General features: G+C 63.6%; 21 protein-coding genes. 16 read left to right on the top strand and 5 right to left on the bottom strand.

Features of this window, described 5'->3' with window-relative positions; translation table 11 throughout:
* Window position 1: 1 nt before the first annotated feature.
* The 10 genes from EN859_RS06570 (at window position 2) to phnE (EN859_RS06520) (ending at window position 9536) form a co-directional block, all read left to right on the top strand.
* On the top strand, window positions 2-1114 hold the full coding sequence (locus tag EN859_RS06570; RefSeq protein WP_127852364.1) for a carbon-phosphorus lyase complex subunit PhnI: 1113 nt from the start codon (window positions 2-4) through the stop codon (window positions 1112-1114).
* The gene (locus EN859_RS06565; protein WP_127852365.1) at window positions 1111-2004 is read left to right on the top strand and encodes an alpha-D-ribose 1-methylphosphonate 5-phosphate C-P-lyase PhnJ; all 894 of its coding nucleotides are present in this window, start codon (window positions 1111-1113) and stop codon (window positions 2002-2004) included. The genes EN859_RS06570 and EN859_RS06565 overlap by 4 nt, the downstream gene beginning before the upstream one ends.
* Window positions 2001-2780, top strand: coding sequence for a phosphonate C-P lyase system protein PhnK (phnK, locus tag EN859_RS06560; protein WP_127852366.1), 780 nt, complete (start codon window positions 2001-2003; stop codon window positions 2778-2780). Before EN859_RS06565 ends, phnK begins: the two co-directional genes overlap by 4 nt.
* Before the next feature lie 211 nt (window positions 2781-2991).
* On the top strand, window positions 2992-3699 hold the full coding sequence (phnL, locus tag EN859_RS06550; RefSeq protein ID WP_127852367.1) for a phosphonate C-P lyase system protein PhnL: 708 nt from the start codon (window positions 2992-2994) through the stop codon (window positions 3697-3699).
* A complete protein-coding gene (locus EN859_RS06545; protein ID WP_127852368.1) occupies window positions 3696-4310 on the top strand; it encodes a DapH/DapD/GlmU-related protein in 615 nt (204 codons plus the stop codon). The genes phnL and EN859_RS06545 overlap by 4 nt, the downstream gene beginning before the upstream one ends.
* Before the next feature lie 77 nt (window positions 4311-4387).
* Window positions 4388-5098, top strand: coding sequence for a DUF1868 domain-containing protein (locus EN859_RS06540; protein ID WP_127852369.1), 711 nt, complete (start codon window positions 4388-4390; stop codon window positions 5096-5098).
* 180 nt (window positions 5099-5278) lie between these two features.
* The gene (gene phnC, locus EN859_RS06535) at window positions 5279-6139 is read left to right on the top strand and encodes a phosphonate ABC transporter ATP-binding protein (protein WP_127852370.1); all 861 of its coding nucleotides are present in this window, start codon (window positions 5279-5281) and stop codon (window positions 6137-6139) included.
* Between the two features lie 90 nt (window positions 6140-6229).
* Window positions 6230-7138 carry a phosphonate ABC transporter substrate-binding protein gene (phnD, locus tag EN859_RS06530; RefSeq protein WP_127852371.1) on the top strand — a complete coding sequence of 303 codons (909 nt, stop codon included), beginning with the start codon at window positions 6230-6232 and terminating at the stop codon, window positions 7136-7138.
* Between the two features lie 68 nt (window positions 7139-7206).
* On the top strand, window positions 7207-8163 hold the full coding sequence (phnE, locus tag EN859_RS06525; RefSeq protein WP_127852372.1) for a phosphonate ABC transporter, permease protein PhnE: 957 nt from the start codon (window positions 7207-7209) through the stop codon (window positions 8161-8163).
* A gap of 2 nt (window positions 8164-8165) precedes the next feature.
* Window positions 8166-9536: a phosphonate ABC transporter, permease protein PhnE gene (phnE, locus tag EN859_RS06520; RefSeq protein WP_127852373.1), complete on the top strand. Its 1371-nt coding sequence runs from the start codon at window positions 8166-8168 to the stop codon at window positions 9534-9536.
* Between the two features lie 13 nt (window positions 9537-9549).
* Here phnE (EN859_RS06520) and EN859_RS06515 read toward each other — a convergent pair whose 3' ends face one another.
* The 3 genes from EN859_RS06515 to EN859_RS06505 all read right to left on the bottom strand — a co-directional run bounded on the left by EN859_RS06515 (window position 9550) and on the right by EN859_RS06505 (window position 12834).
* Entirely contained in the window at window positions 9550-10401 is an 852-nt protein-coding gene (locus EN859_RS06515; protein WP_127852374.1) for a sugar phosphate isomerase/epimerase, read from the bottom strand.
* 34 nt (window positions 10402-10435) lie between these two features.
* Window positions 10436-11623 carry a Gfo/Idh/MocA family oxidoreductase gene (locus EN859_RS06510; protein ID WP_127852375.1) on the bottom strand — a complete coding sequence of 396 codons (1188 nt, stop codon included), beginning with the start codon at window positions 11621-11623 and terminating at the stop codon, window positions 10436-10438.
* Between the two features lie 155 nt (window positions 11624-11778).
* Window positions 11779-12834, bottom strand: a complete 1056-nt coding sequence (locus EN859_RS06505; RefSeq protein WP_127852376.1) for a sugar phosphate isomerase/epimerase — start codon at window positions 12832-12834, stop codon at window positions 11779-11781.
* Window positions 12835-13224: 390 nt separating this feature from the next.
* Between EN859_RS06505 and EN859_RS06500 the strand changes: the two genes are divergently transcribed.
* The 5 genes from EN859_RS06500 to EN859_RS06480 are packed head-to-tail and all read left to right on the top strand — an operon-like array spanning window position 13225 to window position 17476.
* Complete coding sequence (locus tag EN859_RS06500) at window positions 13225-14112, top strand: sugar phosphate isomerase/epimerase (protein ID WP_127852377.1); 888 nt, start codon at window positions 13225-13227, stop codon at window positions 14110-14112.
* A 55-nt stretch (window positions 14113-14167) separates the two neighbouring features.
* Window positions 14168-15337 carry a mandelate racemase/muconate lactonizing enzyme family protein gene (locus tag EN859_RS06495; protein ID WP_127852639.1) on the top strand — a complete coding sequence of 390 codons (1170 nt, stop codon included), beginning with the start codon at window positions 14168-14170 and terminating at the stop codon, window positions 15335-15337.
* A gap of 2 nt (window positions 15338-15339) precedes the next feature.
* Window positions 15340-16059, top strand: coding sequence for a FadR/GntR family transcriptional regulator (locus tag EN859_RS06490; protein ID WP_127852378.1), 720 nt, complete (start codon window positions 15340-15342; stop codon window positions 16057-16059).
* A gap of 8 nt (window positions 16060-16067) precedes the next feature.
* The gene (locus tag EN859_RS06485; RefSeq protein ID WP_127852379.1) at window positions 16068-17048 is read left to right on the top strand and encodes a hydroxyacid dehydrogenase; all 981 of its coding nucleotides are present in this window, start codon (window positions 16068-16070) and stop codon (window positions 17046-17048) included.
* Between the two features lie 41 nt (window positions 17049-17089).
* Window positions 17090-17476, top strand: coding sequence for a hypothetical protein (locus EN859_RS06480; protein ID WP_127852380.1), 387 nt, complete (start codon window positions 17090-17092; stop codon window positions 17474-17476).
* 23 nt (window positions 17477-17499) lie between these two features.
* On the opposite strand, the gene EN859_RS06475 is transcribed toward EN859_RS06480, so the two are convergent.
* Window positions 17500-18795 carry an amidase gene (locus EN859_RS06475; protein ID WP_127852381.1) on the bottom strand — a complete coding sequence of 432 codons (1296 nt, stop codon included), beginning with the start codon at window positions 18793-18795 and terminating at the stop codon, window positions 17500-17502.
* A 120-nt stretch (window positions 18796-18915) separates the two neighbouring features.
* On the opposite strand from EN859_RS06475, the gene EN859_RS06470 reads away from it, so the two are divergent.
* Complete coding sequence (locus EN859_RS06470) at window positions 18916-19263, top strand: GFA family protein (protein WP_127852382.1); 348 nt, start codon at window positions 18916-18918, stop codon at window positions 19261-19263.
* Between the two features lie 6 nt (window positions 19264-19269).
* On the opposite strand, the gene EN859_RS06465 is transcribed toward EN859_RS06470, so the two are convergent.
* Complete coding sequence (locus EN859_RS06465; RefSeq protein WP_127852383.1) at window positions 19270-20487, bottom strand: MFS transporter; 1218 nt, start codon at window positions 20485-20487, stop codon at window positions 19270-19272.
* Window positions 20488-20504 lie beyond the last annotated feature (17 nt).

Below are 20504 nucleotides of genomic sequence, written 5' to 3'. Positions count from 1 at the left end.
AATGTATGTCGCGGTAAAAGGCGGCGAAGCTGCCATCGCCAATGCCCACAGACTGCTCGCCGATCGCCGGCGCGGCGATCGTTCCGTGCCGGCGCTTCGCCTCGACCAGATCGTCGAGCAGCTGGCACTCGGCGTCGACCGGGTGATGAGCGAAGGCTCGCTCTATGACCGCGAATTGGCGGCACTCGCCATCGTCCAGGCACGCGGCGACATGATAGAGGCGATCTTCCTGGTCCGCGCCTATCGCACAACGCTGCCACGCTTCGGCTACACCAGGGCGATCGACACCGGCGCGATGTTGGCCGAGCGGCGCGTTTCGGCGACCTACAAGGACCTGCCCGGCGGCCAGTTGCTCGGCCCGACCTTTGACTACACCCACCGCCTGCTCGATCCTGAGCTTGCCGCCGGCGGCAATGTCGCAGAGCCGCTGCAGCGCGCTGGCGATTCCGAAGTCATGCCGCGCGTTTCAGCGATCCTCGCCCGCGAAGGCCTGATCGAGCCCGACGGCGACATGCCGCAGGATCATGTCCCCGGCGACATCACCCGCGAGCCGCTGGAATTTCCGATGGCGCGCGACATCCGCCTGCAGGCGCTGTCGCGCGGCGATGAGGGCTTTCTGCTGGCGCTCGGCTACTCCACCCAGCGCGGCTATGCCCGCAACCACCCCTTTGTCGGCGAAGTCCGCATCGGCGAGGTCGAGCTGGAACTGGAAGTGCCGGAGCTGCCTTTCGCCGTGCCGCTCGGCTCAATCCGCGTCACCGAATGCCAGATGGTCAATCAGTTCAAGGGTTCGGCCAAGGCGCCACCGCAATTCACCCGCGGCTACGGTCTCGTCTTCGGCCAGAGTGAGCGCAAGGCGATGGCCATGGCGCTGTGCGACCGCGCACTGCGCGCCTCGGAATTCGGCGAAGATGTCGTCGCCGCCGCGCAGGACGAGGAGTTCGTCATCTCGCATTCAGACAATGTCCAGGCGACCGGCTTCGTCGAGCATTTGAAGCTGCCGCACTATGTCGACTTCCAGGCCGAGCTCGACCTGGTGCGCCGCATGCGCGCCGAGCACGACGCCCGCGAACGCGCCGGTAGGGCCGAAGAAAAAAGGGAGGCCGCGGAATGACCGCACAACCAACCGACATCGCCGCCTACAACTTCGCCTATCTCGACGAGCAGACCAAGCGGATGATCCGCCGCGCGATCCTCAAGGGCATAGCCATTCCTGGCTATCAGGTGCCGTTCGCCTCGCGCGAGATGCCGATGCCCTATGGCTGGGGCACCGGCGGCGTCCAGGTCACCGCTTCGATCATCGGGCCTGACGACGTGCTGAAGGTCATCGATCAGGGCGCCGACGACACCACCAATGCGGTCTCGATCCGCGCCTTCTTCAAGAAGGTCGCCAATGTCGCCGTGACCACCGAGACGGCAAAAGCGACCATCATCCAGACTCGCCACCGCATTCCCGAACATCCGCTGACAGCGGGCCAGGTGCTGGTCTACCAGGTGCCGATCCCCGAGCCGCTGCGCTTCCTCGAGCCGCGCGAGACCGAAACGCGCAAAATGCATGCGCTGGAGGAATACGGCCTCATGCATGTCAAGCTCTATGAGGACATCGCCAGGCACGGCCGCATCGCCACCACCTATGCCTATCCGGTCAAGGTCGAGGGCCGCTACGTGATGGACCCGTCGCCGACGCCGAAATTCGATAATCCGAAGATGCACCGCTCGCCGGCTTTGCAGTTGTTCGGCGCCGGCCGCGAAAAGCGCATCTATGCTGTGCCGCCGTTCACCGAGGTGGTCAGCCTCGACTTCGAGGACCATCCATTCGAGGTGCAGACCTTCGACCAGCCCTGTGCTCTGTGCGCGGCCGAGAACGTCTATCTCGACGAGGTCATCCTCGACGACCTTGGCGGTCACATGTTCGTCTGCTCCGACACAGATCATTGCGAGAAGCGGAGGGCGGAAGGCCATCGCGGCCACCTTGCGCCCGAGACGATGGAGCCGGCGCAATGACTGACGACGAACCGCTGCTGCGCGTTTCCGCGCTGTCGAAATTCTACGGCTCGCGCGTCGGCTGCGAGAACGTCACCTTCGACCTGTGGCCGGGCGAGGTGCTGGCGGTGGTCGGCGAGTCCGGTTCCGGCAAGACGACGCTTCTCAATTGCCTGTCGACCCGGCTGCTGCCAAGCTCCGGCACCGCCAGTTACCGCATGCGCGACGGACAGTTCCGCGAGCTTTACCGCATGAGCGAGGCCGAGCGCCGCTTCCTGATGCGCACCGACTGGGGTTTTGTCCACCAGAACCCCGCCGATGGATTGCGCATGACGGTTTCGGCCGGTGCCAATGTCGGCGAGCGGCTGATGGCGGTGGGCGACCGCCACTATGGAAAAATCCGCGCCACCGCAGTCGACTGGCTGTCACGGGTTGAGATCGACGAGGACCGCATCGACGACGAGCCGCGCGCCTTTTCCGGCGGCATGCGCCAGCGCCTGCAGATCGCCCGCAATCTCGTAACCGGGCCGCGGCTGGTGTTCATGGACGAGCCGACCGGCGGTCTCGATGTCTCGGTGCAGGCGCGCCTGCTCGACTTGCTGCGCGGCCTTGTCACCGATCTCGGCCTGTCGGCCATCGTCGTCACCCACGACCTTGCGGTGGCGCGCCTGCTGTCGCAGCGCATGATGGTGATGAAGGACGGCCGCGTCGTCGAAAGCGGCCTCACAGACCGCGTGCTCGACGATCCGCGCGCGCCCTACACGCAGTTGCTTGTATCCTCGATACTACAGGTTTGACGATGTTTGCTCCGGCGTACCCCCCTCTGGCGTGCCGGCCATCTCCCTCTCAAGGGGAGAGATTGGCAGCTTTTATGTCCCGCCCGTTTTGTGACGTAGGAGAAAGGCGAAACCGAATGCGACAGCCGATCTCCCCCCTTGAGAGGGAGATGGCCGGCACGCCGGAGGGGGGTGTTGGCCCGCAAACGAATGACGATTGGAGTATTTTCTGATGGCCACCCCGCTCGTTGTCTCCGATGTCGCCAAGAGCTTCACCATGCATCTGCGCGACAGCATCAAGCTGCCGGTGGTCGCCGGTGTGTCGTTCTCGATCAGGGCCGGCGAATGCGCCGTGCTCGGCGGCCCTTCCGGCGCCGGCAAGAGCTCGATCCTGAAGATGCTCTACGGCAACTATGCCGTCGACGAGGGCCAGATCATCGTCCAGCACGAGGACGGGCTGATCGACCTTGCCTCGGCCACCCCGTGCACCGTGCTTGCCGTGCGCCGGCAAACGATCGGTTATGTCAGCCAGTTCCTGCGCACCGTGCCGCGTGTCTCCGCCCTCGATGTCGTCGCCGAACCGCTGGTCGAACGCGGCGAGGAGCGCGAAAATGCGCGCGGCAAGGCACGCGCCCTCCTGGCGCAGCTAAACCTGCCGGAAAAACTCTGGGCGCTGCCGCCGGCTACGTTTTCCGGCGGCGAGCAGCAACGTGTCAACATCGCGCGCGGCTTCATCACCGAACATCCGATCCTGCTGCTCGACGAGCCGACCGCCTCGCTCGATGCCAGGAACCGCGATGTGGTGATTGCACTGATCGCCGCCAAGAAAGCTGCGGGCGTCGCCTTGCTCGGTATCTTCCACGATCACGACGTGCGCGAGGCAGTTGCCGGCCGCATCATCGACGTAACCGCCTTCGCCGCTGGAAAAATCGCTGCATGACCAGGAAACTGTCGGAAGCGCCGCTGGTCCACGCGACGGCGGAAGTCGAGGACTCGACGCTCGGCCGCTGGACCGAGATCGCTGAGCGCTGCCGAGTTTCGGAAAGCAGCCTCGGCGACTATTCCTACATGATGCAGGACTGCGCCGTCTGGTGTGCGACGATCGGCAAGTTCGCCAACATTGCCGCCAGCGTGCGCGTCAACGCCACCAACCACCCGACCTGGCGGCCGACGCTGCACCATTTCACCTATCGCGCCTCGGACTATTGGGACGACGCCGAGCACGAAACAGAATTCTTCGCCCAGCGTCGCGCCAAGCGCGTCACCATCGGCCACGACACCTGGCTCGGCCACGGCTCGACCATCCTGCCCGGCGTCACCGTCGGGGATGGCGCCGCGGTCGGTGCCGGCGCGGTCGTGTCGAAGGATGTCGCGCCTTACACCATCGTCGGCGGCGTGCCGGCAAAGCCGATCCGCGAGCGCTTCGACCGCCGCACCGCCGAGCGCTATCAGGCGCTCGCCTGGTGGGATTGGGACCATGCCCGGCTGCGCGCCGCGCTCGACGATTTCCGCGAGCTTTCTGCCGAGGCGTTTCTGGAAAAATACGGTTGAACGCTACGGCGAGCACGCTCGTTTCATGCCCCTGACGCATGACTCGGACAGGACGCGGTCTTTCACTGGAGATCGCAATGCTTCACTCCGCCAAATCGTCGCTCGCCGGATTCTTCACGGGCTCGAATCCGAGCCCTCACGTGCATCTCGGCACGCGCTATGATGCCACGGGCGATTTTCTTATCGAGCCCGGCAACACGGTCGTCTGCCATCTCGTCGGCGGCTCGGCGTCCGAAGCGGTGGTCCTCGACGTGCGCGAACGGATGCGCGCGATGCCGGATGCCGACCGTCTGGCTTTCACCCCGGTCTCCAGCCTGCATATGACGCTGTTCCAGGGCATCATCGAATATCGCCGCCGGTTTCCCTACTGGCCGCAGGACGTGCCTCTCGACACCAGCATCGACGACATGACCCGCCTCTATCTGGAGCGCCTGAACGGCTTCAAAGGCCGCGGCGCGTTCAAGATCAGGGTTATCGATGTCGTGCCGACTGGCCTGACCGTTGCCGGCGCCTCGGACGAGGATGAGCGCATCATGCGCGCATGGCGCGATGCTCTGTCGGTGCCGTTCGGATATCGGCACCCCGACCACGACAACTATGCGTTCCACATCACCTTCGCCTATCAGATCTGGCGTCTTGACGACGACAGGGCGCCGCAATGGCAGGACCTGTTCGACGACTGCCTGTCGCTGCTCGCTCGTCAGGCTCCGGTTATCGATCTGCGGCCTCCGGCATTCTGCGGCTTCAGGGACATGAGGCAATTCGAGGAGCTGCTGGTCCTCGGGTGATCCTATGCATGCCGCCCAAAAGTGCGCGCGGTTTTGGGACAACGACATGCATAAGCAAAGGACTTTTTCCCGCGCCTGTGGGCGGTAACAAAACTGACATCAATCCGACACCGCAGGTTCACGCGGCTGCGCTAGCGAGGGTTAACAGACCTTCAACTGCGACTGGACTGGAACCTGCCCATGTCAGTAATGTCAGCCACGCTCGAAATCCGCGGCATTAGCCGCCGGTTTGGCAAGAACACCGCCGTCAGCAATGTCGATATCTCGATCCCGCAAGGCCAGATGGTCGGCATCATCGGTCGCTCCGGCGCCGGCAAATCGACCCTTCTGCGCATGATCAATCGCCTCATCGATCCCAGCCAGGGATCGATCTTCTTCGACGGTGCCGAAGTCTCCCAGTTGCGCGGCTCGCCGCTCCGGCGCTGGCAGCGCGACTGCGCCATGATTTTCCAGCAGTTCAACCTGGTGCCGCGCCTCGACGTGCTGACCAATGTGCTGCTCGGACGGCTCAACCACCGCTCGACCCTGTCCAACCTGTTCGGCGTGTTCTCCCGCACCGAATGTGCCGAGGCGGTCGCGGCACTCGAGCGCCTCGACATCGCCCGCACGGCGCTGCAGCCAGCCGGCACGCTTTCCGGCGGCCAGCAGCAGCGCGTTGCCATTGCCCGTGCCATGATGCAGCAGCCGAAAGTGCTGCTCGCCGACGAGCCGATTGCTTCGCTCGATCCGCTCAACGCCAAGGTGGTGATGGATTCGCTGCAGGACATCAACCTGCGCCAAGGCATCACCGTCGTTACCAATCTGCACACGCTGGACACCGCGCGCACCTATTGCAACCGCATCATCGGCATGGCCGCCGGCAAGGTTGTGTTCGACGGCCCGCCCGAAGACCTCAACCGCGAAGCCGTGCGCATGGTCTATGGCGCCGACAGCAATGGCGGCGAAATCTCCGAGGCCATCACCTCGACCAGTGTCAACGTGAGAAAACCCAAGATCGCTGCATCCGCCGGACCGCTCGAGCCAGCTTTTCCTGGGTACTGAGAGCGCTCGGATCGCCCGCCCGCGTCAAAGGCATCTGTCAAAAATTCGAATGCTACCGGCGCGAAGCCGGAACCAACAGGAGAGAGATCAATGTTTAGAAAGATGGTTTTTGGCGCCGTTTCGTTGCTCGCCATAGCCGCAAGTGCCGCTCACGCCCAGGATATCAAGGAATTCCGCGTCGGCATCCTTGGCGGCGAGAACGAGGCCGATCGGCTGCGCAACTGGCAGTGCCTCGCCGATCATCTGAAGACCGAATTCGGCTTCGAGAAGGTATCGCTGTTCCCGGCCGCTGACTATGACGGCGTCATCCAGGGCCTGCTCGGCGGCACGCTCGACTTCGCCGAGCTTGGCGCTTCCGGCTATGCCAGCGTCTATCTCAAGGACCCGAACGCGGTTACTCCGATCCTCACCACCCAGCAGACCGACGGCGCTACCGGCTATTACTCGATCGGCCTGGCGCTCAAGTCTTCCGGCATTACCGACATCAAGTCGGCCAAGGGCAAGAAGCTCGGTTATGCCGACCCGGACTCGACCTCGGGCTATCTGATCCCGCTGACCCAGATCCCAAAGGACACCGGCGCCTCGAACGAAGCCTTCTTCGCCTCGACCCAGTTCAATGGCGGCCATGAAAACAACGTCCTCGCCGTCCGCGACGGCAAGGTCGACGTCGCGGTGGACGATTCCTCCGGCATCGGCGACTTCAAGAACGGCTACACCTCCGGCACTTTCCACAAGGAAGTCGCCAAGGGCGCCGTCGACCCCAACGACTTCGTCGAAGTCTGGCGCTCCGGCCTGATCCCGAATGGTCCGCTGGTCGTGCGTACCGCGCTCGGCGCCGACACGACCGCCAAGCTCGCCAACTTCTTCACCAGCCTGCCGACCAAGGACAAGGCTTGCTTCGAGGGCATTGAGGGCGGCGATTTCACTGGCTACGTTCCGGTCAAGCCAGACTTCTACAACGTCATCGTTGAAGCCCGCAAAGCCGCAATCGGTGGCTGACGGCAATTGAAAAAAGGGCGGCGTTTCCAGCGCCGCCCTTTTTTCATGTCCCGATCATGACCCCAATCATGACATTGTCAGCAACAATCCAGTCTGACGCGGCTGGCCAGGCGGCGGACGCCTGGCGGCGCCAGTCGTCCTTGCGCCGGCTCTATACCGCAATCGGCATCGGTCTGCTGCTTGCAACGCTGTGCGGCACCATGTGGTTTGCCGACGAAGCAAATGCTGGCCATTTTTTCGACCGGCTTCCGCATATTCTCGATTTCCTGAGCTGGCTCGTCCCCAAGGACTGGAACGATGTCTGGCGAGCGCTGTTCGACGTGGCGTCGCCGCATGACACCGGCACCCAGGAATTCAATTTTCCGCTCGGCCGGGTCCATGTCTGGGGTGGTTTTTACATACCCGAATATTTCGAGCTGATGCTCACTACCCTCAACGTCGCGCTGGTCTCCACCTTCATCGGCTTCATCTTTGCCGTGCCGTTCTCCTTCATTGCGGCGCGCAATTTGACGCCCAGCCCCGCACTCAGGCTCGTCGTTAAGCGCTTCATGGAGCTGCTGCGCGCCTTCCCCGAGATCGTCATTGCCGGCCTGTTCGCGGCGATTGTCTCGATCGGCCCGGTCGCCGCCATCATCGCCATCGGCCTGCATTCGATCGGCGCGCTCGGCAAGCTCTTCTACGAAGTCAACGAGAACATCGACATGCGCGCCGAGGAAGGACTAAGGGCGGTCGGCGCCAACTGGTTCGAGCGGGTACGCTTCGCCGGCTTGCCGCAGGTGCTACCCAATTTCATGTCCTATACGCTGCTCCGAATCGAGATCAATGTCCGCATCTCGACCATCATCGGCGCTGTCGGGGGCGGTGGCATCGGCGAGGAGTTGAAGCTTTCGATCTCGCGCGGCTTCGGCGCCAAGACGCTGGCGCTGGTCCTGCTCCTGTTCACGACGATCTTCCTCGTCGACCAGTTCTCCGCCTGGCTTCGCCGCAAGCTGGTCGGCGAGCAGGCATTCCTGATGAGCGCCTGACCATGGCTGCGATGACCGCCGACGAGATGCAGTCGATCGAGAAGCGCTATCCGGATGTGTTCCGGCGCCCGCTCTACAAGCGCTTCGGCCCACTGTTCCTGTTCGCCGGCACGCTGCTCTACCTCGTCTATGCCTTGTGGTTCTTCAGCCTGCCGCAAGTGCTGAGGGAATCTCATTGGGAACGCCTGCCGCTCTTCCTGACGCAGTGGATCAGCTACGACCTGCAGCCCGAATTCCGCCTCGACCAGCCCGAAATCACGCCCAAATACCCGCGTTTCTCCGCCCTTGGCGACGACCCTCACCCCGACTGGGTCATCACCAATGCGGACGGCTCCTTCACAATCCTGGTCGATGGCCCTGCCAAATCCGTCACCTTCGACAAGGCCGAGGCGACGCTGGTCGCCAATGGCCAGACGGTGCCGGTATCGCTGATCAGCGGCAAGCCCGTGATATCGGGCCCGGTGCCCGACTGGATCTCCGCGCATGACGACGAGGTCGTCGCCAGGATGGGCTTTGCCGGCGAGGTCCGCATAACCGTCGACCGCGTCAAGGTCCGCAAGCGCTTCCTCGGCTGGGCGAACTTCGTTTTCGACACGCGCTCGCCCTTCTTCGGCAAGTCGCCGGGCGAGGTCGCCTCGCTGCTGGTCTCTGGACCCGAGCTCAAGCCGGGCACATCCAACATTGCGCTGGCTGCCGACAACGTCTGGAACAACGCCCAATGGCAGCATGGCGACGTGTGGACGAAGCTTTTGCAGACCATCGTCATGGCGTTTCTCGGCACCTTGCTCGGCGGCGTCGTCGCGTTCCCGCTCGCCTTCTTCGCCGCCCGCAACATCACCCCCAGCGGGCTGCTCAGCCAGGTGCTCAAGCGCTTCTTCGATTTCATGCGCTCGGTCGATATGCTGATCTGGGCGCTGTTCTTCACCCGCGCCTTCGGCCCCGGTCCGCTGGCCGGCAGCGCCGCGATCTTCTTTACCGAGATCGGCACACTCGGCAAAGTCTATTCGGAGGGCCTCGAGAACATCGACGACAAGCCGCGCGAGGGGATCAAATCGACCGGCGCCAACGGCTTATTGGTGCAACGCTACGGCGTGCTGCCGGAGGTGATTCCCGTTTTCATCAGCCAGACACTCTACCAATGGGAATCCAACACCAGGGGCGCGACCATCATCGGCGCCGTCGGCGCCGGCGGTATCGGCCTGAAGCTGTGGGAAGCGATGCGCACCAATTCCAATTGGGCCAACGTCTTCTATATGGTTCTGCTGATCCTGCTCGTCGTCTTCATCTTCGACAATATTTCCAATTTCCTGCGCCGCCGGCTGAGCCGCACGATTCATGACTACAACAGGATCCAGGCGGCTCAAAACCAATGACAGCGGCAGTAAGTTATGCCGCCTTTTTCCACCCGTTTTTGATGTGCTTGTAGCCGTCGCGATAGACGGCTTCCGGGCTTTCCGAAAAATCGCGCCAGACCTTGGTTGCCGCCGCAAGATCCTTCAGCGAGCGGCCAAAAGCCTCGATCGTCAGCCAACCGTCATAGCCGCTGTTGCGGATGGCTGAGAACGTCTCCTGCCATGGGACGTGGCCGCGCCCCGGCACGCCGCGATCGTTTTCCGAAATATGGATATGGACGACGTTCTTGCGGTTACGCGTATAGGCGCCGATCGGGTCTGCTTCCTCGATATTGGCATGGAAGGTGTCATACATCGCCTTGATGTGCGGCCGGTCGATCGCATCGATGTGCTCCGACAGATCGTCCATCGTGTTGAACAGGTAGCATTCGAAGCGGTTGAGCGCCTCAAGCCCGATGGTGACGTTCCTCTTGCCGGCATGGTCGCCGATGGCACGTTGCGAGGCGACCGAGCGCTTTTTCTCGGCTGCGGTCGGGCCGTTGCCGGAGAAGGCGCCCAGCGTCGAATGCAGCGGACCGCTCAATGTGCTCGCGCCGAGTGCAGCAGCGCAGTCGATCGCCCATTTCATGTAGTCGATACCGGCCCGGCGCACGCTGACTTCCGCCGAGATCAGATTCACCGCCGGATCGCCCATCGCCGAGACGGCGGTGCGCTGCAACCCGATGCGGTCGAGCAGCGCGCCGAGTTTCTCGTAATCGTCAGGCGTGCCGGCAAAGATCGGTACCTCGACGCCGTCGAAGCCGGTGGCCCTGATATCCCGAAGCAGCGGCTCGTGTTTTTTTGACACAGCTGTCGTCCACAACAACATGCACATGCCGATTTTCATCGACACCTCCCCCGCCAGTTCCCCGGCGTTTTTGTCAGAGCTTCGTCCAGGCCCCGTTCTTCTTCGACGATTTCACACAGGCCTCAATGAAGGCCATGCCTTCGACGCCGTCCTGCACGGTCGGGAAGACCACATCCTTAGCCGGCTTGCCGCCTTTCCGGCGCGCCGCGCGGATGGCGCGCGCCGCTTCCTGGTAGATGTTGGCAAAGCCTTCGAGATAACCTTCCGGATGGCCCGATGGCACGCGGCTGACACGTCCCGCGACCGGCAGCGCGCCGGCGCCATTTCGGGTGATCAACTGCTTCGGCTGGCCGAATGGCGTGTACCAGAGATAGTTCGGGTCGGCCTGCACCCATTCAAGCCCGCCCTTCGAGCCGTAGATGCGCAGCTTGAGCCCGTTTTCGTGGCCGGGCGCCACCTGGCTTGCCCAGATCATGCCTTTGGCCGGATGCGACTTGCCGGCCGTCTTGAAGCGTAGCAGCACGTTGACATTGTCGTCGAGCTGCCGCCCCGGCACGAACGCGTCGAGATCGGCCGACAGCGAATCGAGTTCCAGCCCGGAGACGAAACGGGCGAGATTGTAGGCATGCGTGCCGATGTCGCCCAGCGCACCGCCGGCGCCGGCCTGCTTGGGGTCGGAGCGCCAGGCCGCCTGCTTCTGGCCGGTGGCGGCAAGGTCTTCGGTCAGCCAGTCCTGCGGATATTCCGACTGCACGATGCGGATGTCGCCGAGTTGCCCCTTTGCCACCATCTCGCGCGCCTGCCGCACCATCGGATAGGCGGTGTAGTTGTGGGTGAGCACGAACACCTTGCCGGTCTTTTCGACCAGTGCCGCCAGTCTCTTCGCCTCGGCCAGCGTTGTCGCCAGCGGCTTGTCGCAGATGACGTGGATGCCGGCTTCGAGGAAAGCCTTCGCCGCCGGCACGTGCACATTGTTGGGTGTGACGATGGCCACCGCCTCGATGCCGTCCGGCCGCTTGGCCTCCGCCTTGGCCATCTCGGCAAAGGAGCCGTAGCTGCGCGCTGGATCGAGCCCAAGCTCGGCGGCCGAGGCTGTTGCACGCGCCGGATCCGAGGACAATGCGCCGGCGACCAGCACGAACTCGTTGTCCATGCGTGCCGCGATCCGGTGCACCGCACCGATGAAGGCGCCTTGCCCGCCGCCGACCATGCCATAGCGGATCGGGCCGCCTCCCGTTTCCGACTTTGATGCGCCGACCATGCTTTTCTCCCTCGTTAGCTGAGATTTCCCTCCCCCTTGAGGGGAGGGTCGATCCGCGGAGCGGATCCGGGTGGGGTTGCGGAGATAGAGCTCGGCATGAACCGACCCCACCGGCCCTTCGGGCCACCCTTCCCTCAAGGGGAGGGAAAGCGGTGCTAGATCCCCATCATGCGCCGCAGCACCTTCTTGTCGGTCGCGCCGCCGGCAAAATCGTCGAAAGCCTTTTCCGTCACTCTGATGATGTGATGCTGGATAAAGGGAGCGCCTTCAGCCGCACCGTCTTCCGGATGCTTCAGGCAGCATTCCCATTCCAGCACCGCCCATGAATCGTAGTCATATTGGGTCAGCTTGGAGAAGATGCCGCCGAAATCCACTTGCCCGTCGCCGAGCGAACGGAACCGTCCGGCCCGGTTGGTCCAGCTCTGGTAGCCGGAATAGACGCCTTGTCTGCCGGTCGGATTGAACTCGGCATCCTTGACGTGGAACGCCTTGATCCGCTCGTGGTAGATGTCGATGAATTCGAGATAGTCGAGCTGCTGCAACAGGAAGTGCGACGGGTCGTAATTGATGTTGCAGCGCCTGTGGCCGCCCACTGCGTCCAGGAACATTTCGAAGGTAGCGCCGTCGAACACGTCCTCGCCGGGATGGATCTCGTAGCCGACGTCGACGCCATTCTCGTCATAGACGTCGAGGATCGGCTTCCAGCGCTTGCCGAGCTCGGAAAACGCTTCCTCGATCAATCCCGCCGGCCGCTGCGGCCACGGGTAAAGGTAAGGGAAGGCTAACGCTCCGCAAAATGACACCGATGCCTTGAGCCCGAGATTGTTCGAGGCCTTGGCGCCGGCCTTCATCTGCTCGACCGCCCATTGCTGCCTGGCCTTCGGATTGTTGTGCACCGCGGGCGGCGCAAAGCCGTCGAACTGCGCATCGTAGGCCGGATGCACCGCCACCAATTGCCCTTGCAGATGCGTCGACAGCTCGGTGATCTCGACGCCGGCATCAGTGCAAATGCCTTTCACCTCGTCGCAATAGGCTGTGGAAGACGCAGCTTTCTCTAGGTCGAACAGTCGACTGTCCCAACTCGGGATCTGCACGCCCTTGTAGCCCAACCCGGCCGCCCACTTGGTGATCGAGGCCAGCGAATTGAACGGCGCCGCGTCGCCCGCGAACTGCGCCAGAAACAGACCGGGACCCTTCATCGTCGTCGGCATCGGCATCCTCCCTGATTTTCCACGACCAAGCATAGCGCCGATTGAAGACAGGGCCAGCCTCTTTGGTCTTTTCGCACAGTGCGTTACCACCGCTATTCTGGTATTACCAAATACCGAAATCGGGTCAAGCCATTTGAGTCACAATCGGAGCGTTGAAGCCATACCGAGTTACGCCATATATCATAATATAATCAAAACGCTAAACAGGAATCTGGGCTGCGCGGCAGCGCTTCTTGCCGTTCAGGCTAATTTGCTGTAGACCTCCCATCAGGCCCAATTGGTCGAACCAGTTTACGAAAACGCTGGAGCGCCTTGGGGAGGAATCATGCGGCGCTCCGATGAAGTGCGTCGCGGCGAACTGTTACAGGCGAATTCTGGGAAGGACAGACCATGCATCTTTCGACGCACAACTGGATGCGGGCGGAGCCCTTGGAGACGACGCTCAAGCGCATCAAGAAATTCGGCTATGAGTCGATCGAGATTTCGGGCGAGCCCGAACAATACAAGACCACGGAAACGCGCGCGCTCTTGAAGGAGCACGGCATCCGCTGCTGGGGAGCGGTGACGCTGATGCTGGGCGAGCGCAACCTTGCCGCCAAGGACCAGGGCCAGCGCGAGCGCTCGGTGCAGTACGTCAAGGACGTGCTGACCATGGTGAGCGAACTTGACGGCGAGATCATCACGCTCGTTCCCGCCACCGTCGGCAAGGTAGTGCCTGACGGCACCGAGGAAGAAGAGTGGAAATGGGTGGTCGACGCCACCAGGGAATGCTTCACCCATGCCAAGAAAGTCGGCGTCAAGATCGCGATCGAACCGCTCAACCGCTTCGAGACCTATCTGTTCAACCGCGGCGCCCAGGCGCTGGCGCTGGCCGACGCGGTCAGCCCCGAATGCGGCGTCTGCCTCGACGCATACCACATCCACATGGAAGAATTTAATGTCTACGACGCCATTCGGCAGGTCGGAAAGCGCCTGTTCGACTTCCACGTCGCTGAGAACAACCGCTTCGCCGCAGGGTTGGGGCAGATCGACTGGCCGAGGATCGTCGGCACGCTGAAGGAGATCGGCTACGACGGTGCGCTGACCAACGAGTTCGTCGCGCCTGTCGATCGCACGCCGGCCGCTCCCTATCCCGACATGGTCGAGCGCAATCCGGTCGACATCTCGCCGGAGCAGCTCAAATTCATTCAGGACCATGGTTCCAGCGTGCTTACGGAGAAGTTCTACACCGACCAGATGCGCATCAACGCCGAAACGCTGCTGCCGCTGATCAAGTAGTCGACTGTTTGGGAATGAGCCTTTCCGCCCTGACGGCGGAGGGCCGAGGATGAACATGCGCATCAAGACGGTCCAAGCCTGGTGGGTCCGCATACCGATCGAAGCGGCGCGGCAGCACCGCAGCGACTTCGGTCTGGCGACGACCTTTGACGCCGCCATCCTGCGCATCGAAACCGATGACGGGCTGGTCGGCTGGGGCGAAGGCAAGAATGCCGCCGGCAGTGCCGGCAGCTACGGCGCCCTCGTCCATATGCTGAACCACGAGGTCGGCCCGCAGTTGATCGGCCGCGACCCAGCCGACATCGGCGTCATCTGGGAGATGCTCTACAACGGCGTGCGTCACGACAGCGCCGCGCGTGCCGGCCATGCCATGCCGCAACTGGCACGGCGCGGCATAAGCATAGCCGCGATCAGCGCCGTCGACATCGCGCTGTGGGACATTCTGGGCAAATCGCTTGGGCAGCCGGTCTGGCGGCTGCTCGGCGGCCGCAAGCTCGATCGCATGCAGGCCTACGCCTCCGGTGGCTGGGCGTCCTCCGACGCCATCGGCGAGCAACTGAAATCCTACATTATCAAGGGCGGCTTCAAGGCGCTGAAGATGCGGGTTGGCGCCATGGATGGCGCTCCGCATATTTCCGCCGCCCGCGTCCGCGCCGCGAGACAGGCGCTCGGTCCTGATGTCGACCTGATGGTCGACGCGCACGGCACCTATACGGTGGCGGAAGCCAAGCGCTTCATCCATCTCACCGGCGATCTCGACCTTGCCTGGTTCGAGGAGCCGGTCATCGCCGACGACAAGCCAGGCATGGCCGAAGTGCGCGCCTGCGGCTCGATTCCGATCGCCACCGGCGAAAGTGAGGCGACGCGCTATGCCTTCCGCGACCTCGCCGTGCTGAAGTCCGCCGACATCTTCCAGCCCGATCTGGCCTTTTGCGGCGGTATCAGCGAGGCGATGAAGATCGGCATCATCGCCAGCGCCTTCAATTTGCGCTTCGCGCCGCATCTGTGGGCCGGGGCGCCTTGCTTCTTTGCCGGGCTGCATGTCTGCGCTGCTTCGCCGGCAAGCTTCACCGTCGAATATTCGCTCGGCGCCAACCCGATGATCCACGATCTTATCGAAGAGACTGTCGAAGCAAAGGACGGTATGATAGCGATCCCCGAAAAGCCCGGGCTGGGTTTCACCATTTCGGAGCGATTCCTGGAGGCGCACGCGCACCGCAGCTGACGATGAAAGAAAAGAACCTTCTCGCGAAACTCGCAGCCTATCTCTTTTCCCACTCGGACAAGGAGACGGGCCGTACGCCGTCTGAGCGCGAGCTGGCGGAGCATTTCGGCGTCAGCCGCGGCCAGATCCGCGAGGCGCTGGCCATTCTCGAAGCCATGCGCATCGTCGAGCGGCGGGCGAAATCTGGCATCTACATCGACACCAAGCAGGCCAGCGTCGAGGCGATGGCGCTGTTCGCACGCGCCGGACTGCCGCTCGATCCGATCCAGATCTACGAAACGGTCGAACTGCGCAAGATCCACGAGATCAAGGCCGCCGAACTTGCCTGCTCGCGCGCCACCGAGGAGAATTTCGAGCGGCTGCGCGAGATCCTGAAAGCCTCGGAGGAGCGTATCGCAGCCGGCGAAGGCCTCGCCAAGGAAGACCGCGAATTTCACCTCGAGATCGTGCGGGCGACCAAGAACCGCGTCTTCCACAATGTCTGCAGCGTCTACTACATGATGGGCGAGCAACGCCTGCCGATCTATTTCAACGACCCCGAGCGCAGCGTGCGCTCGCATGCCGAGCACATCCAGATCTACGAGGCGCTGCTGCGCCGCGACGGCAACCTCGCCCAGGCGCTGATGAGCGCGCATCTGCAGGGTGCCGAAAGCTACTGGAAGGGCCTGATCGAGGGCCGTCGGGCAGAAGAACCTGAAAGCCCGGCGCTCGAAAAGGCCTGAAGTCTGACATGTCCAAAATCCTGTCGACGCACACGCTGCATCCGCGCGCCAAGGCCATGCTGGCCGGTGCCGGCGAGCTCGTCATCGCCTCCGCCCTCGATGCCCGCGCGCTGGCCGCCGAGGCTGAAAACGCCGACATCGTCATTGTCCGCGCTCCGCTGTCGCCCGCACTCTTCGAGGGCGCCAGGAAGCTCAGGGCAGCGATCCGCCATGGCGCCGGCCTCGACATGATCCCGATGGAAGCGGCCACCGCGGCCGGCGTGCTGGTGGCGAACGTGCCGGCGGTCAATGCGCGGTCGGTCGCCGAGCACGTCATGTTCGCAGCACTTGCGCTCTCCCGGCGCTTCCGCATGGTCGACCGCGACCTGAGGGCAAAGGGCTGGCTCACCGGCCGCGACCACGCCAATTTTGCCAGCGAGCTCGCCGGCAAGACGATCGGCATTGTCGGCCTCGGCGCGGTCGGCCAGGCGGTCGGCCATATCGCCGCACGTGGCTTCGACCTCAACGTTGTGGCGACGACGCGCAGCATGAGGCCTGCGCTCGATACGGTCGGCTTCCTGTCGATCGACGCACTGGTCGAACAGAGCGACATCCTCGTGCTGTGCTGTCCGCTGACGCCGGAGACGCGTGGCCTGATCAGCCGCGAACGCATCGCCCGCATGAAGCCGCACGCGCTGCTGATCAACGTCTCGCGCGGGCCGGTGGTCGACGACGACGCGCTGATCGAGGCCTTGCAGAAGAACCGCATCGGCGGTGCCGCGCTCGATGTCTTTTCGACGCAGCCGCTGCCGCCCAATCATCCGTATTTCGGCTTCGACAACGTCATCATCACTCCGCATATGGCCGGCATCACTGAAGAATCGATGATGCGCATGGGCGTTGGCGCGGCGGGCGAAGCCTTGCTGGTGCTGGCCAACAAGCTGCCGATCAACCTGCGCAATCCCGAAGTGGTCGAGCTCTACCGGCGGCGATTTCCGGCCGACGCCTGAAGCGCCTCAATTTTCCCGAATTCGCCGGCAACCTTGCGGCGATGTCCAACACGGCCGCAAAAATCCTCCTTGCCATCAGCGTCTGCACCGTAGCGGCGCAGGCCCTCGCCGGCGGACAGGACAGCTACGTGTTCTGCGACAACGGCCTGCGCTGCGTGACGGCGCCTTGTCCGTCGAACAGCGCGCTTGACCTCGCCACCGGCGAGCTCATCAAGGGCGTGTCGATCGACATCGAGGGGCTGACGCAGGAAGACAAGGCGCTTGATCTCTCGGACAAGCTTTATGCCGGCAAGGTCGTTGTTGTCGGCTCGATCGAGAACCGAACCCAGACTTTCAATGGCAAGCAACACACTCTGCCATGGCTGGTCGCGACCGCCATCGAACGCGCGGCGAGGGACGGCGAGCGCGGCCATTGTTCGGCGCATTGACGCTCAAGCCATCGGCCAGTTTGTCAACCGCCGAGCAGTGCCTCGATTGCGGCGGCGATGCGCAGGAGGTGATGGTCATGACCACTGCGCGCCACCAGCATCAACCCGGCCGGCCGCGTCATTCCCGGCATAGGCAGCGAGATCGCGCAGAGATCGAACTGGTTGGCGACCTGCGTGTTGCGCAGCAGCAGGCCCTCCGTACGCTCGCATAGAACTTCGTCGCTAGTCATCGACACGATGGTCGGCGCCGTGATCGGCGTGGTCGGCAGCGCCAGCACGTCGACCGACGCCAGCCGCTCGTCCATGGCAGCGACGAGCGCGGCGCGGCGGCGGACTGCCCTTATATAGACCGTGGCCGGAACGGTGGAGGCGCGCGACAGAGGCCCGCTCACTCTCGGATCAACCGGTGTCGCCGCCCCCGTCATCAGCCAGTCGGCATGGACCTCGGCACCTTCCATCGCCGCGATCGAAGCCCGCTTGGTCGCCACGCGCATATCGGCAAGCAGGTCGTCGATCGACATGTCGGCGAGCCGCGCGCCTGTGAGCTCTATCCTGCGAAGGCACCGGTTGAACGCCGCTGCGACCTCTTCTTCCGTATCGTCGAAGAGCGCGCCACGTGCGATGCCGATGCGTGAGGCGGCAAGCGAAAGCGGAACCGGCGCCGCGGGTTCCTCGCCCGCCATCACCGCGTCGGCCGCGGCACATTCGGCGACGGTTCGGGCAAGCGGACCAACGGAGTCCAGCGTGGCGGACAGCGGAAAAGCACCGGCGAGCGGCACACGACGCGCTGTCGGCTTGAAGCCGACAACACCGTTGAGCGACGCCGGAATGCGCACCGAACCGCCGGTGTCGGAGCCGATCGAAATCTCGCTGGTGCCTGCGGCGACCGAAACGCCGGCACCTGCGGACGAGCCGCCCGGAATGCGACCGGCATCGGTCGCATTGCCGGGCGTGCCGTAATGCGGATTGACGCCGATCGCAGTGAAGGCGAATTCGGTCATGTTGGTCTTGCCGAGGATCACCGCGCCAGCCTGCCGCAGCCGGCGTACGATGACGGCATCCCGCAGCGCCGGCGCCGTGGTGGCGAGCAGCAACGAACCGGCGGTGGTCGGCTCACCGGCGACATCGAACAGGTCCTTGATCGAGACAATCACCCCGTCGAGCGGCCCGAGCGTCGGCCCGGCCTTGCATCGCGCATCGGCGGCATCCGCTGCGGCCCTTGCTGCTTGCGGGTAGAGCTTTACGAATACGCTTTCATCGCCGGCACGACCAGCGAGACGCGAAAGAATGGCTTCGAGGCGGTCGCGGGAGGATTGCATCTTCGGTGTCGGACTCCGGACGCCTGCCGCGTCTTAGAGGTAGCGGCTAATGCGGGCTGCACAGACATAACCCGGCATTGCAGGATTTGCACCCCTGCCGAAACCGAAGGAGGAGACCCGATGCTCTATAAAGGCAGCTGCCACTGCGGCAAGGTCGCCTTCGAGGTCGAAGGCGAGTTGACCGGAGCCGTCCGATGCAATTGCTCGATCTGCTCGCGCAAGGGCGCACTGCTATGGGCCGTGCCGCATAGCAAATTGCGGCTGCTTGCCTGGGGCGACGATCTTGGTCAGTACACGTTCGGTAGCCATGTCATCGCCCACCGCTTCTGCCGGACCTGCGGCATCCATCCCTTCGCCGAGGACGTCAGCGAGGGGAGTGAACGAAGCGCCTATGTCAACATCCATTGCCTGGACGGCCTTGACCTGACCGCTGTGCCGATCGTCGACTTCGACGGTCGCGCGGCCTGACAGTTTTCAACTCTCCGCTGACCTGGGGCCAAGGACGAACGCCACCAATGCGGCCAGCAACGTCGCCGTTCCGCAATAGGCAAAGGCGCTGGCAACGCCGGCATGATCGACCAGCAGGCCGCCGAAAACGGCACCGAGTGCAATGGCCACCTGGAACGTCGCGACCATCAGCCCACCGGCGCTTTCGGCCTGGTCGGGGGCGGCTCGCACCAGCCAGGTCTGCAGTCCGACCGGCACCGCGCCGAAGGCAAAACCCCAGGCTGCGACCGCTATTGCCGCCATCACGGGTGACGCCCCGACTACCAGCAGCAAGAGGGCTGCGACAGCGATCAGCAGAGGCGCCAGACCCACGGCCGTCTTGAGGCTGCGTTCAGCCATGAACCCACCGGCTAGATTGCCGAAAAAGCCACCAATGCCGTAAGCGAGCAACACAAGCGAGATCGTCTCGATTTTTAGTGCCGGAACCTTCTCAAGGAACGGCCGGACATAGGTGAAGCCGGCAAAATGTCCCGAGGCGACCAACAGCACCACCAGAAGTGCAACCCGGATCATCGGCCGCTTCATCACCTCCACCAGGGTACGGAAACTTGCGATGCCAGCCGGCGGCAGCCTTGGAATGGTGGCAACCTGCACCAGGAGCGCCAGAGCGCCGACGACGGCTGCGAGCATGAAAGCTGTTCGCCATCCCCAGATGTCGCCGACATAGGCGCCGACCGGGGCCGCGCAGACGGTCGCGATCGAAACGCCGGTAAGGATGATCGACATGGCGCGCGGCATCAGCCGCATCGGAACCAGCCGCATCGCCATGGCCGCCGACATCGACCAGAAGCCACCGAGGCTGATCCCGAGCGCGACGCGGGCGATCAGGAGAACGGAAAGCGAAGACGCGAACGCCGCCAGCAGGTTCGAGACGATCAAGAGCACCGTAAGGCCCCACATGACCAGCCGGCGGTCCAGCCGCTTGGTGACGATGGCCATAGTCGGCGCCGCGATCGCCCCGACCACGGCCGTCGCCGTCACCGCTTGCCCGGCCGTGCCTTCGGTGACACCGAGATCGTATGCAAGCGGCGTCAGCAGGCTGGCAGGCAAAAACTCCGCGGTCACCAACCCGAACACACCGAGCGCGAGGGATAGGACCGCCCCCCACGCCGGCTCGGCTCTTTCGCCGGTTTCCGAGGGATCGAGAACAGCGGCGTCGATGACGCCAGTCGCGGGTTCGGTCATCATGGATCTCCGGTCTG

Origin of the sequence: Mesorhizobium sp. M00.F.Ca.ET.216.01.1.1 (assembly GCF_004010325.2) — a bacterium.
GTDB lineage: Bacteria > Pseudomonadota > Alphaproteobacteria > Rhizobiales > Rhizobiaceae > Mesorhizobium.
The sequence above is the reverse complement of the archived record's forward strand: the minus strand, read 5'-3'. Positions and strand labels throughout refer to the sequence as shown.